The sequence below is a fragment of the Streptomyces sp. NPDC094147 genome, from assembly GCF_044764265.1.
In the GTDB taxonomy this organism is placed as follows: domain Bacteria; phylum Actinomycetota; class Actinomycetes; order Streptomycetales; family Streptomycetaceae; genus Streptomyces.
The window spans coordinates 40,245-52,187 of sequence record NZ_JBIWHT010000029.1 but is presented as its reverse complement, the minus strand read 5'-3'; the positions used below and the strand labels follow the sequence as shown (position 1 = coordinate 52,187).

8 protein-coding genes and 1 pseudogene are annotated in these 11,943 nt (G+C 67.1%); 4 read left to right on the top strand and 5 right to left on the bottom strand.

Annotated features, from left to right (window positions below; genetic code table 11):
* Positions 1-555 precede the first annotated feature (555 nt).
* Positions 556-945 carry a VOC family protein gene (locus tag ACIQ8J_RS29760; protein ID WP_403276885.1) on the top strand — a complete coding sequence of 130 codons (390 nt, stop codon included), beginning with the start codon at positions 556-558 and terminating at the stop codon, positions 943-945.
* On the opposite strand, the gene ACIQ8J_RS29755 is transcribed toward ACIQ8J_RS29760, so the two are convergent.
* Positions 942-2,438 (bottom strand): trypsin-like serine protease, encoded by a 1,497-nt coding sequence (locus ACIQ8J_RS29755; protein ID WP_403276835.1) that lies wholly within the window; start codon positions 2,436-2,438, stop codon positions 942-944. The genes ACIQ8J_RS29760 and ACIQ8J_RS29755 overlap by 4 nt on opposite strands.
* A 243-nt stretch (positions 2,439-2,681) precedes the next feature.
* The gene (locus ACIQ8J_RS29750; RefSeq protein ID WP_403276833.1) at positions 2,682-3,200 is read right to left on the bottom strand and encodes a hypothetical protein; all 519 of its coding nucleotides are present in this window, start codon (positions 3,198-3,200) and stop codon (positions 2,682-2,684) included.
* 271 nt (positions 3,201-3,471) lie between these two features.
* Between ACIQ8J_RS29750 and ACIQ8J_RS29745 the strand changes: the two genes are divergently transcribed.
* Positions 3,472-7,053 carry a hypothetical protein gene (locus ACIQ8J_RS29745; protein WP_403276830.1) on the top strand — a complete coding sequence of 1,194 codons (3,582 nt, stop codon included), beginning with the start codon at positions 3,472-3,474 and terminating at the stop codon, positions 7,051-7,053.
* A gap of 1,199 nt (positions 7,054-8,252) precedes the next feature.
* Here ACIQ8J_RS29745 and ACIQ8J_RS29740 read toward each other — a convergent pair.
* Entirely contained in the window at positions 8,253-8,534 is a 282-nt protein-coding gene (locus ACIQ8J_RS29740; RefSeq protein ID WP_403276828.1) for a hypothetical protein, read from the bottom strand.
* Between the two features lie 343 nt (positions 8,535-8,877).
* Between ACIQ8J_RS29740 and ACIQ8J_RS29735 the strand changes: the two are divergent.
* Positions 8,878-9,252: pseudogene (locus ACIQ8J_RS29735) on the top strand (TROVE domain-containing protein); the annotation flags it as partial.
* An 82-nt stretch (positions 9,253-9,334) separates the two neighbouring features.
* The gene (locus ACIQ8J_RS29730; protein WP_403276827.1) at positions 9,335-9,931 is read left to right on the top strand and encodes a DUF3592 domain-containing protein; all 597 of its coding nucleotides are present in this window, start codon (positions 9,335-9,337) and stop codon (positions 9,929-9,931) included.
* A 731-nt stretch (positions 9,932-10,662) separates the two neighbouring features.
* Here ACIQ8J_RS29730 and ACIQ8J_RS29725 read toward each other — a convergent pair.
* Both ACIQ8J_RS29725 and ACIQ8J_RS29720 read right to left on the bottom strand, forming a co-directional pair.
* On the bottom strand, positions 10,663-10,920 hold the full coding sequence (locus ACIQ8J_RS29725) for a hypothetical protein (RefSeq protein WP_403276825.1): 258 nt from the start codon (positions 10,918-10,920) through the stop codon (positions 10,663-10,665).
* Between the two features lie 592 nt (positions 10,921-11,512).
* Positions 11,513-11,602: a helicase gene (locus ACIQ8J_RS29720; RefSeq protein ID WP_403276823.1), complete on the bottom strand. Its 90-nt coding sequence runs from the start codon at positions 11,600-11,602 to the stop codon at positions 11,513-11,515.
* Between the last annotated feature and the right edge of the window lie 341 nt (positions 11,603-11,943).

Here is an 11,943-nt window from a genome sequence, read left to right as displayed (position 1 = left end):
CAGCAGCAGAGCGTGTGGCAATGGCCGAGGTACTGCTCGGCCAGGTCGTACCAGGTGGTGCCGTCCGCTCCGACCTTCACCCGCGTCCTGCCCGCTGACGGGGCGGGGACGGCGGAGGCTGGGACCACGGGAGCGGCGTCCTTCTCCGCCACGGCCGGCCTCGGGACGCCAGCCGATGCCGGGGCCTGTGGGCTGTGCGTGGCGGTTGCGGCCACGGCCGGGGTGGCGGCGCTCGCTGCGGCGGCAGGCGAGGCGAGCAGGAGGCTGCCGAGTAGGAACGTGGCCAGGCGCTGTCCGGTGGCCATGCCGGGTCGGCGCGGCGTCGTACGTCGGGCGATCACGGCGCCGGCCTCCGCGAGGACCGGAATGGTCAGCCACAGCCAGGCAATCCACGCAGCCACGGTGAGGGTGATCATCAGACCGCTGCCGTCGTCCGGCCGTCCCAGCGCTCCCTGAATGCTGTGCCAGGTGGGCTGTTGGGCGGGCAGCTGGCCGACCATGAGCAGCAGGGTGGGAATCGCGGCCACCAAGGCAACCAGAACCGTCAGCGCGAACATGGCGCGCAGCACGGACAGTGTCCATGCCTCGCGGGACCTCGCCGCCGCGGAACGCTTCTACGTGGACGGCCTCGGGCTCGAAGTCCTGTGGCGCACCACCGAGCGCATCCCGGGCGAGCACGGCCTCCTCACGGTCGGCCCGCCCGGCGGGTCCTGGCACTTCGAGTTGACGCACGACCCCGAGCGTCCGCTGGAACCCACCCCGACCGTGGACGACCTGTTCGTGGTCTACCTGGGGACCCCGGTGGACGAGGCCCTGATCACCCGACTGGTCGCCGCCGGCGGCACCCGGGTCCCCGCGCACAACCCGTACCGGGACGAGCACGGCGCGACGATCACCGACCCGGACGGCTACCGCCTCGTCCTGTGCGCCCGTACCTGGGGCTAGGGGGTGCTGGGCCAGGCGTTCTTGCCGGTGGCGATGGAGCCCTTGCCGTTGCCCTTGTAGAAGTTGAAGCGTTGCTGGTTGTTCCAGAGGCCGCCCATGTCGGTGTTGCCGTCGCCGTCGAAGTCGCCGGTCAGGACGACGGGCATGTCCTTCCAGCCGTTGTCCGGCCACATGGGAACGCCGTTCTCGAGGCCGCCCTGGGCGTTGCCGTAGCGGACGAGAGCGCCGGTGTCGGTGAGTGCGACGACGTCGTCGCGGCCGTCGTTGTTGAAGTCGCCGGCCACGATCTTCTGCGCGTACTGCCAGGTGTTGTCGCGCCACATGTTGCGCTTCTGGCCGGTGAGTTTGCCGTCGGTGCCGGTGGAGTAGGCGTACAGGGCGCCCTTGGGGCCGCTCGCCCATACGGCGAGCAGGCCGTCGCGGCCGGAGGCGTCTGGCTTGAAGCGGGTGAGCTGGAGCATGTTGTTCCAGTTGGTGTTCTCGTCCAGCCACATGGGTTTGTTGGCGTTGAGGTTGCCGTTGGCCGTGCCGGTGTACAGGCGCAGGGAGCCGTTGGCCCAGACGGTGGCGATGTCGGTGATGCCGTCGCCGTCGAAGTCTCCGGCGATCATCTTGACGACGGACTTGCCCCAGGTGCCGTCGGCGTTCCACAGCGGGCGGCCGTATTCGAAGGTGCCGTCCTTGCGGCCATAGAAGGCGTGCAGGTTGCCGTCCTTGAGGGTGGCGGCGATGTCGGTGATGCCGTCGCCGTTGAAGTCACCGGACGTCATCACGGAGGTGACGTCCGGGACGATGGCCGCCAGGCGGGTCTGCTGCACCCAGCCGTTGATGTCGTCGACGCGGGCGTCCACCGCACCGGTGCGCGTCTCGGCCGGGTCGGTGCCCAGACATCCGCCCTGCCAGGACAGGCTGTTGACCGCGACGAGTTCGGGAGTGCCGTTGTTGTCACGCAACGCTGGCCCGCCAGCATCACCCTGGCAGATCACCGCGTCGGATGATCCGTTCAGGTCGACTGACTTGCCACCGACCCAGCCGACGGTGAAGGCGGAGGAATGCAGCTTGCTGGGCACCCACTGCGTCTTGGTCCGACCGAACCCAGCCACGATCAGCCTGTCCGACGCCACGGGGGCGGTAGAGGCGACCTTGACCGGGACGACACCCGTGACGGGCTGGGCGAGTTTGACCAGGACGATGTCGCGGTCGGGGTGCGGAACGAGTTGGACCGCGCTGGTCACGGACCCGGTGCTGGTGTCGAGGTCGGTGCGGCCGACCGTGACGGTGGTCTGCACGGCGGGCTTGCCGGTCTGCGCGGGTTTGCCGTCCACCGCGAAGCAGGTGGCGGCGGTGATGACCCACTGGGCGTCGACCAGGGCGCCGGAGCAGGCCTGCTTGTCCCCGATGTTCAGCTTCGCGGTGAACGCGTAATGGCCGGCGTCGGCTTCACTGCCGGTGAGGGCGGAGGCGGGAGAGGTGGTCAGGAGCCCAGCTCCCACCGCAGCGGAAAGGAAGGCAGTTGTCCACGCGGTGCGTGAACTCTTCGCAGACATGATGTCCTCGGGTGTCTCGACGTAGGGGAAAAGCAGCAGCACAGGGACAGGGGGCGGGCAGCAACTGGCGATGAAACCGGCTGCGGTTCGCACCACGGACGGCTGCCTGGATGCAGGGACTTCAGCAGACCGGGCGCATGCGTGGCAGTCCCGATCGGAGGCTTGAGAGGCCGTCGCGGCTGGGCTGGGTCAGCTGGTGACGCGGAGTTCGACGAGGATGGACTTCCTCTTGGTGTCGCCCGATTCGCCGATGGCCTTGAACGGGCCCTGGGGGGCATCGATGACGGTCTCTTTGCCGTCGGTTGTGATCTTGGCTTGCACGGGCTGCGCGTTGGGCCAGATCCCGAAGGAGTCGGGCAGCTCCAGGGTGAGGTAGCCCTGCTTGCCGCTGACCGAGAAGCAGTACTGCTCCTGGCCGGTGCGGGTTTCGACCATGATGTCCTGATTGATCTTGCAATCGGTCAGCATGATGTGACCATCGCCGCGCTTCAGGGCGATCTTCTGGTCCTGGAGGATTTTCGCGGCCCCCGGGTACGTGAAGTCCTCGACGGCCGACGGCATCTCGGCCGGGGCGGCGGCGCGTATCGCCGCAGGTGCCGCCGCCTGCGGGGCGGCCTGCGCCACCGTGAGGGCGGCGACCCCGGCTGAGGCTGCGACCGCACCGATCAGGCTGACGAACAGTGCCCTGCGAGCACGGGATATTTTCACGGCTTCCTTTCAAAAAGGGAGGAACGGGTGCAGATCCCACCCGAAATATCCACGTCAGTAAAGCACATGTAAGATCATGCTCAATTCATCCCCAAGAACCCCACGTGGCTTGGGTTGTTGTGGCAGTCGAGCGTCACGGAAACGCTCGTACCATCTCGGTTTCAGACCTATCATTTCGCCTTCATTCCATCAAAACGGACAAGCTGGTGGGGGCTGGAACTCGAAGGTCCGCCGCAGCTGACAGGTGTCCGACTAGGAGGGAATACACGGCATGAAACGGGGACTGCGCTCTGCACGAGCACCCCAGCCCACAGGAAGAGGGGTAGGCCGCGGGCGGGGGGCCGGGCTGCGCTGGGCATGCGCCGCGCTACTTCCCGCCACGCTGATCACCGGACTTCTGGGCGCCACGCCTGCCAGCGCCGATGCGGATGACGACCTGTACCGGCCGTCAGACCGGGCGTTCGCCGTCGAGCTGTGGAAGACCGGTGGTCCGGGCGTTAAGGAGGCGGCCGAACAGGCGCTGCTGGGCAACGACGAGGACGTCAAGGCGTTCCTCGCCGGCAAGGACCGAATCCAGAACCTGGATGACCGCGTTGATGTTGCCCGCATCTACAACGTGGGCGGGCCCGCGGTGCGCGATGCCGCGCAGCAGGCGCTCAAGGGAACCACCGATGAGCTGCATACTTTCCTGAGGGATGGCTGGCAGGCACCGCTTCGCCAGGACCAGCGGGTCGAGGCTGCGACGATCATCAACTTCGGTGGCAATGGCGTCAAGGACGCCGGCACCGCAGCCCTGAAGGGCACGCCCGAGGACGTCAAGAACTTCCTTGAGGTCGGTCAGTACAAGGCACGTGAGACGGACGACCGGGTCCTGGTCGCGCAGATCATCAACGACGGCGGCCCGAACGTGAAGGCCGCCGGCCAGCTCGCGCTCAAGGGCACCCCGGCTGACATCGCCGAGTTCGTCGAGGTCGGCCAGTTCGTGGCCCGCAACCGAGACCAGGAACATGCCACCATCGCGCAGCTCAACGAGCAGGCGACTAAGGCTGGTCAGCAGGCCGAGGAGGCGACCAAGAAGGCCGAGGACGCCTCCGCCAAGGCGGTCAAGGCCTCGAACCTGGCCAAGGAGGCGGCGCAGACCGCAGCCAAGGAGACCGAAGCAGCCAAGAACGACTCCAAGACGGCCGCAGTCAAGGCCCTGCAGGCCGCCGCCGCCGCTCGGGCCGCCGCCGAGGCCGCCCAGGAGGCGATCGGTTCGGCCAACGCCGCCCAGCGTGCCGCCCGGGTCGCCGCTCTGGCCGCCGCGCAGACTGCCAGCGCCGCGAACGCCGCCGCCGACGCGGCGACGAAGGCCTACAACTCCGCCATAGCGGCCAGCCAGGACGCCAGCAAGGCCGCCGAGGCCCGGGACGCCGCGAAGAACGCCCGGACCGCCGCCGCCCTCGTGCGCACCTCAACCCTTATCGCACAGCGCGCCGGCGACGCCTCCCGCGCCTCTCAGAAGGCAGCGGCTGCAGCGAAGAGCGCGGGAGACAACGCCCTCGACGCCGCCGACGCCGCCGAGGCGGCTAACCGCGCCGCGGATGCGGCCGGTGTGCACTCCGGCGAGGCCCAGGCCGCCGCCGATGAGGCACGCCGTCATGCCCGTGAGGCCAACCGGGCCGCCAACGCCGCGGCCGCACTGGCGGGCAAGGCCGCCGACGCCGCCTACGAGGCCCGCGACGCGGCCAACCGGGCCGCGGACCACGCGGACAAGGCAGCGGCAGCCGCCGAGGAGGCGGCGAAGCATGCGGGCGAGGCCACCGGCGCAGCCGCCGAGGCCACCAAGCAGGCCAACGCGGCCAAGGAGGCCGCCGACCAGGCCACTGCGGCCGTTGCCACCGCCAAGAAGGTCTATGCGGTCGCCCGGGACAGCGAGGCGGAAGACCTCACCACGCGCACCAACGCCGCCATTGAACGCGCCAAGTCACACAAGGCGCAGGCCGACCAGTTCACCTCGACCACGGCGGCCGCCGTGGTCGATGCACGAGGGCTGGACGACACCGCCGCCTCCCTTGCCACCGAGGCCGCCAAACCGAACCCTGATGTGAAAACACTCGCGCCCAAGGGCCGTGACCTGGCCCTGCGGGCAATGAAGTCCCGCGGATCCTGGGAGCAGGAAACCGCCGCACAGGCGCTGTCCGGCACCGACCAAGACGTCCTCGACTACCTGCTCACCGGCTGGAAGAAGGGCACACAGGACGAAGTCCGCCAGCGGGTCGTGGACCTGTCCGCCCAGAGCCCGTTCGAATCGGTACGCACCGCGGCCCAGAACGCGCTTAAGGGAACCAACCAGCAGATCAGCGACTTCTACACCGCTGGCCAGTACACCGTCGGCCGGGTCGACTACCGCGTCCGCGTCGCCCAGATCTACAACGACGGCGGGCCGGGTGTGAAGGAAGCTGCCACCGCCTCCCTCAAGAGCACCGACACCAAGGCTCTGGTCGCCTTCATAAACAACGGCCAGTACAAGGCACGCAACATCGACGAAAGGGTCCTCGCCGCCAGCCTGGTCAACGATGGTGGACCGGAAGTCAAGGCCGCCGCCACTATTGCCCTCGCGGGCTCAGCCGACCAGCTCCATGCGTTCATTCAGGTCGGTCAGTACATGGCGGACCGCAAGGACCAGCTCGCTAGCACCCACATCGCCCAGGTCGAGCGTCTGATCAACGAGGCCGATGGAATCGCGGCCGAGGCCCAGAAGAACCGCTGGCTGGCTGCCAAGGCCGCCGCGCAGGCCAACCACGCCGCCAAGGAAGCCCAAGACGCCGCCAAGGAAGCTCAGGACAGCGCTGGTAGGGCCCAGGGCTACTCCGCTGCGGCGGACAAGTCAGCCTCCCAGGCCGAAAAGTCAGCCAGTCAGGCAACGAAGTCCGCGACCACCGCACGCAACGCCGCGGACCGTGCCGACCAGGCCGCCGACGACGCCGCCGAATCGGCAGCCCAGGCTGAATTCTCTGCCCAGTACGCCCGCGACTCGGCCGCCCAAGCAGCCTTGTATTCCAAGGACGCTGAAAACTCCAAGCTGGCCGCCGGAAAGAGCGCCCAGGAGGCCAAGGAGTTTGCTTCCCAGGCATGGGATGAGTATGTGAAAAAGCGCGAGGCTGAGGAGGCCGAGCTCAGGCGCGAGGCTGAAGAGTGGCGTAAAGAGCAGCAAGAACAGAAACCGAAGAAGCCTTGCTATGTGCCCATCAATCGGGACAGTCTCCCGATCTGCGCATACAACCCGGCCAACATCGAACTGAAGACGTGGGAGCCTGACCAGAGGCTGACGGAGTTCGTCTGGGCCGTTACAGGTCTGAATGACGTAAAGGACTGCATCAAGGACCCCACTCTCGCCCAGTGCTCGATAGCGCTCATGATGGTGCTTCCGCTACCAGGAAGCAAAGCCAAGGGGCTTGCTGAGGGAGTCGAAGTCCTTGCCGAGGGCACACGAATCGGCAAAGCGGCAAAGGCTGGGACAGAAACGGTATGGGACGGGATTAAGGCGACGCAGCCTGTCTATAATGGATCGAAACTTCCCAAGTCGTTTACCCTAACGGCAGGTGAAACCGAAGTCTGGGTCCACGGTAATGCGACGAAGCATATGGCTGAGTATCTTGAGCATTTGGCTCAGGGCGGCGCAACGCGAACTCAGGTTGACCTAGCCACTCAGGTACAGCTCAAGAGTCTGCAATCCGCAGTGCATGGGGCAGGGGTAGGCGGCCTCCCCTTTGATAAGCTGATCCTAGTTGGCAACTGGGAGCTAAAATTCGGGGCGCCGAGAAGTCCGGGGCAGCTTCCTGCCCTTGTCCACGCCCTATATAAGGGATAATGGGAGGCAGGCAATGTCGATCGCCGTAGTCGGTGCAGAGGACTGCATGGGGGCGGTCTTGGAAAGGGATGAATGGATCCCCATGAACGTCACTTGGGAACCTCGGTCAGATAGGAGGCCACTCTATCTCAGAATCTCTGGGGTTAACGGTGGAGAGATCGAGCTGAAGATCGATCCACTCAATGGGATGCTGGTTGAGCTAATCGTCATCATCCCCCCTCCGCAGATCGCGGCGACCCATTCAGCTCCTTCTATCCGTGAAGTGCAAGGTCAGTCCCCAGTTATCGACCGCTCCCTTTGGGGGTGGCTGGAAACCCCAGACGGCGCGGGACCTCGCAAATCCATCGTGGAGACCGTCGAGAATCTGGGATTCCTCCAAGAACCCGATCGAATCGGAGTAGTATTTTCCGACCAAACTCCTACTCGATATGTGTCCTGCGACGGTGTAGTAGCTGGAATTTCGAGCAGTGATACTCTGGTGGCGGTCACGGCCTGTCTTCACCCCCGCGATAGCTCAGTTACGCAATAAAGAGTAATTCGCTGTCGCGAGACCTCGCTTTATTCTGAAGGCCCGTCGGTTTACCTGGCGGGCCTTTCGGTTTATAACAACGGTGCCGAGTGTGCCGGCGCTAGGCGGGGGAGGTTCGGGCTTCTGCCCACTTACCAAGCCCGCTGCGGCAGGGGCTGCGGTACGCGCTGCGCAAGGGGCTGTCATGGAGGCTGCATTACTGCCCGTAGTGCCCCAACGTCGTTACAGGTGAGGCCCCTTGGTAAGCGGTGGCGGGCATGCCGACTTCCCTCCGTGCGCGCTGCCTGGCCCTGATGCCTGGGGTGGTGGGGGTTGTGGTGGGGGCGGGGGTGGTGCGTGTCGGCCCGCGTCTTTTTCACCGCAACGCACCAGGACCGCCTCCTGGAGGTCGTCGACCACGCGCTCCAACTCGCCGGGAGCGGAGCAGTGAGCGCCATCGTCAACCCCTGCTCGCATCCGCTGAGACCACGGACGCGCGGCAACGTCGACACAGGCACTGACGCCGCCGTCCGGTCCCCGCGGCCGGATGGCTGCGAGGACCGGACCTGTGGACCTCACGGGGGTTGAGGCGGCTGGTTCAACGAGTCCAGGGCCGATCCGTTCCGGGAGGCGCCCGGCTGCTGCGGTACGCCCCTGCGGGGCTGTGCGGGGCGGGCGAGGTGGGATCCTTTTACGCCTCGTAGTGGTGCGCGGGTGCTCCCTGCCATGTGATCTCCGGGGAGTCGCCGTCGACCATGGCTTCGGCATCCGTCTCATCGATACCGGCCTGGCGCAGGAACTCGATCAGGTCGCGGTCTTTACCGACCGTCGAATCGACCAGATGGACTGTGAGCTGGGCGGATGCGTCGCGTGGACGTCCGTGACGCGCGTCCAGACGAACCTGCTCCGGTGCCACCGAAGCTAACCCCGCCCGCGCGGAGCGAAGCAGATTCGGGGACACCGGCTCGGCCATCGAGGCGATCCTCAGCTACTGATCCAATTCCCGAGGTAGCCCTGGCGACAGGTGATGATCCATCAGGTATGCCGGTGGTGTGCGATACGCGACTGGGGGCGGGCTGACCGCTGAGCAGCGGAAGAAACGGGAGTCGGTGCCTTTGCAGGCCGCTGCCCGGTTCGCCGAGGGGGCCATGCAAGCCGATGTGGTGCGGGAGTTCAGGGTCATGAGCAAGACGGCGAGCGTGTGGCACCGGGCATGGCGGGAGGGTGGGAAGCAGGCGCTGGTCTCCGAGGGGTCGGTGACGCCGTGCCGGCTGAGTGCGGAGCAAGTGATCCGGCTGGGAGGGGAGTTGGAGTGTCAGTTCGGCACGGACAGCCGGCCGGTGCCGTTCGCTGCCGGCGAGTCGGTGCTCCGGGTCCTGGAGCGGTTCGGTGATCTCGGGGGGACGCAGACGGCGGAGGCGGTGCGGCGCCACTGCGACGGCCGCGACCGCGTGGTGATCGTGACGGACGAGCAGCCTGCGTACTCCCGTTACGGCGACGTGACCGTGCTCGTACCGGATGGGGTCCCGGTCTACACCTGGAATCTGGCCGGCTACCGCACGGGCCGCGGCCCGTTGGGAGCGGCCGGCCGGCACACCTTCGGCGGGCTGAGCGATGCGGCGTTCCGCGCCGTGCCGCTGCTGGAGTGGGGGCGCAGCGTGGCCTGGCTGTGGGAGCGGCAGGGAGTTTGACGTCACATCGGCTGGTCCGGACCATTCTTGATCCTGTTGAATGGCGAAAAACGTCGAAAAACGCACGTTCAACAGGTGATGCATGCTCGAGTACTTGTTTCCGGCCATACCCGTACTGATGGCGCTGGGCGGCATCGGGGGGATCTTATGGGCCGTGGTCCGGCAGCGTCGGCTCAACTCCGCCTGGCGCAGCGGGATCGCGGTCCAGGGCCGCTGTCTGCGGACCTACATGACGACGGTCACCCGTACCAGGAACGGGATGCCGATGTCCGCGTCGAGCTATCTGACGCACGTCTACGAATTCACGACGCCCGAAGGGCAGACGATGCGCTTCGAGGAGCGCGGGCCGGCCACGATCTTCCAGGGCGAGGCGGTGACCATCCGCTATCCGCGGAACCGGCCGGACCGGGCAACTGCCCTGCCGCCGGGTGATCGCAGGGCCCGTGCGGTGATGTGGGCGAAGGTCGGCTTCGGCTCCTTCTTCACGGTCCTTTCCCTGACGGTCGCCGTGATCTTCCATGCCGTCGCGTCCGGCGTCTCGGACGTTGAGGACAAGGTGACGCACGACAGGGAGAGGCCCGCTCCGACGGCGCCCTCGTTCCCCACGTTGCCGGACGGCTGGCCCTCCGGCATGCCCCGGCCGACGGGTTTCCCGGAGCTGCCGAAGGACATGCCGTAGGGTCTGCCCGGCCGAGTCGTGAGACCGCGCGGTTCGGGGTTCCCCACCGGTGACACACATGCAGGTGCGGGCTCTTGCAATCGCCGCATCCCGCGTTCTCCCGAAGGCGCAAGTCACTCAAGTAAAGGCCAGTGAGCCCGCCGATACGCAAGCTGGTGTCCGCCAGCCATGTCACCACCATCGCGTCCCGTGCGGTGTTCACCGCATCCAGCAGACCACTCCGATAGCCGTCAGGAAGCATCTTCGGGTGGCGGCGACGCGAACTCTTCCGTGGCGACAGGGGGTTAGCCGGCGCAGACAACATGACGTGCCCCAACATGCTCCGATGACGATCAGCCTGCGTCGGCAACCGGCTGACTTCCAACGCCTCCCGGAGTTCGTCGTTGACTCCCCGCCGCGAGCATTGATGCAGGTAAAAGCCCTTCAGGCAGGCGGCCAGACAGGAAAGAGCCGACGCGCGATAAGGGCGCTTCGGAGGCATCCGCCAGGGTTGCCCGAACGGCATGTGCACCCTCGCACCCATGGCGCCCATGTACCGGTGCACGTCCAGCAACTTGACCGTCTCGGTCCTCAGCCCCTCCCGGACGCGCCAGCGTAGGTGGTCGACCAGGTAGTAGGAGTAGGTCTTCTGCGTGCCGCTGCCCTCGTACATGCGCAGGTAGCTGTCGGACTCCGCATCCACCGACCCATCCGGCCAGACGATCGTGTACGACCGCCCACCGCCAGCTGCCTCAACGACTGAACTCGAAGGTCTCCCAGCACCATTCCGCTTCGCATGAGCCTCCTCGCCCGTTATGCACCACGCGACGGAGAGAACGGTAAATGAGAACGTAACGGGCCTGTAGATCGCCCCAACGTGTGAGTCGAAAGCCCACAGGGTGATCGGTAAAGCGGTCGGAACGCGCGAGACCGATGTCCTGGCCGTGGACGGAGACGTGGCGGCCGCCGGTTTCCCGGGGCCGCTGCGCGATGATCGTCGCTTCGGTCATGCTCCCAGCGTGATCCGGGCGCCGACCGTCCGCATGCCGAGCCCACTGCGCTCGGTACCGCTCTCACGTGGCTGGCCTGCAGAGTCGGGAACTCCCAGACTCCGGTACTTACAGATTCCGGGGGTGGGGTGGGGACCCTGGCCGGGCGGGTCGGGGTCCCCCGGTGGCGGGGCAGGGCCTGGGGGGCGGTTCCTGCTCGCGTCGCCCGGCTCAACTGGCCGGTCGGACACCACGACACGGTCCCTGCGCCTGTCCTACCCGCACGGTGGAACCCGGGCCGTCCGGATCCGTTGCCCCGTTCATTCCGGCCGGGGTTCGGTGGTCCCGGATGGCCCTGCGCAACCGGGTCAGGGGCGTGGAGGGGGTGGTGGCGTGGTAAGGCAGGTGGTGCGCCTGCGGCGTGGTGACAGGCAGAGCCGCGGGCGTCCACCGCGCTGTGCCGCCCGGTATGCCGGCCGGGTGGCACAGTGAATTCTGTCCGGCCGATGCTCTAACGCGCAGGGTCCCGGGGCTGTGTCGTCAGACCCCCGGGACCCTGCGTGCGTTTCTCCGCCAGGTCAACGACTCTCCGCAGCCCCAGTCACCCGGCTTGCTACGTCCAGTCGATGCCGAGCTCGGCGAGCAGTGCGCGCTGCTCCCCGCTGAACCGGTCGCGGCGGCTCTTCTGGTGGGTGCCCCGCACCCCGGGCTGTACGTGGTGGTCGTGGCTGTCGGTGGTGATCTGTTCGGTGTGGATGCGGGATGGCGGTTGGGGCGTGGATGGGCCCGGGGGGTTCTCGCGACCGCGTGAGTGCGACTGCGATCGGGTTGGGTCGCCGTTCCCTCCGGGCCCGCCCCGATGCTGCCCGGCGTATCCCGGCCACGCGGGCTGGGGCGGGGGTTCACCCCGCCGGGTGAGGCCTCATGCCGGGCGGGCCGGGCAGCGGTTTCTGTCCGGCTGGTCCTTGGACGTGCAAGGGTCCCGGGGCGTCGGCCTGCCCCGGGACCCTGTCACTATCACCTGATCGTCTGGTCAACGACGGA

Bases quoted from the DNA above. Each gene is read 5' to 3' on its own strand.
- ACIQ8J_RS29760 (WP_403276885.1), top strand. From the start codon at position 556: ATGGCGCGCAGCACGGACAGTGTCCATGCCTCGCGGGACCTCGCCGCC.
- ACIQ8J_RS29745 (WP_403276830.1), top strand. From the start codon at position 3,472: ATGAAACGGGGACTGCGCTCTGCACGAGCACCCCAGCCCACAGGAAGA.
- ACIQ8J_RS29740 (WP_403276828.1), bottom strand. From the start codon at position 8,534: ATGGCCGAGCCGGTGTCCCCGAATCTGCTTCGCTCCGCGCGGGCGGGG.
- ACIQ8J_RS29730 (WP_403276827.1), top strand. From the start codon at position 9,335: ATGCTCGAGTACTTGTTTCCGGCCATACCCGTACTGATGGCGCTGGGC.
- ACIQ8J_RS29725 (WP_403276825.1), bottom strand. From the start codon at position 10,920: ATGACCGAAGCGACGATCATCGCGCAGCGGCCCCGGGAAACCGGCGGC.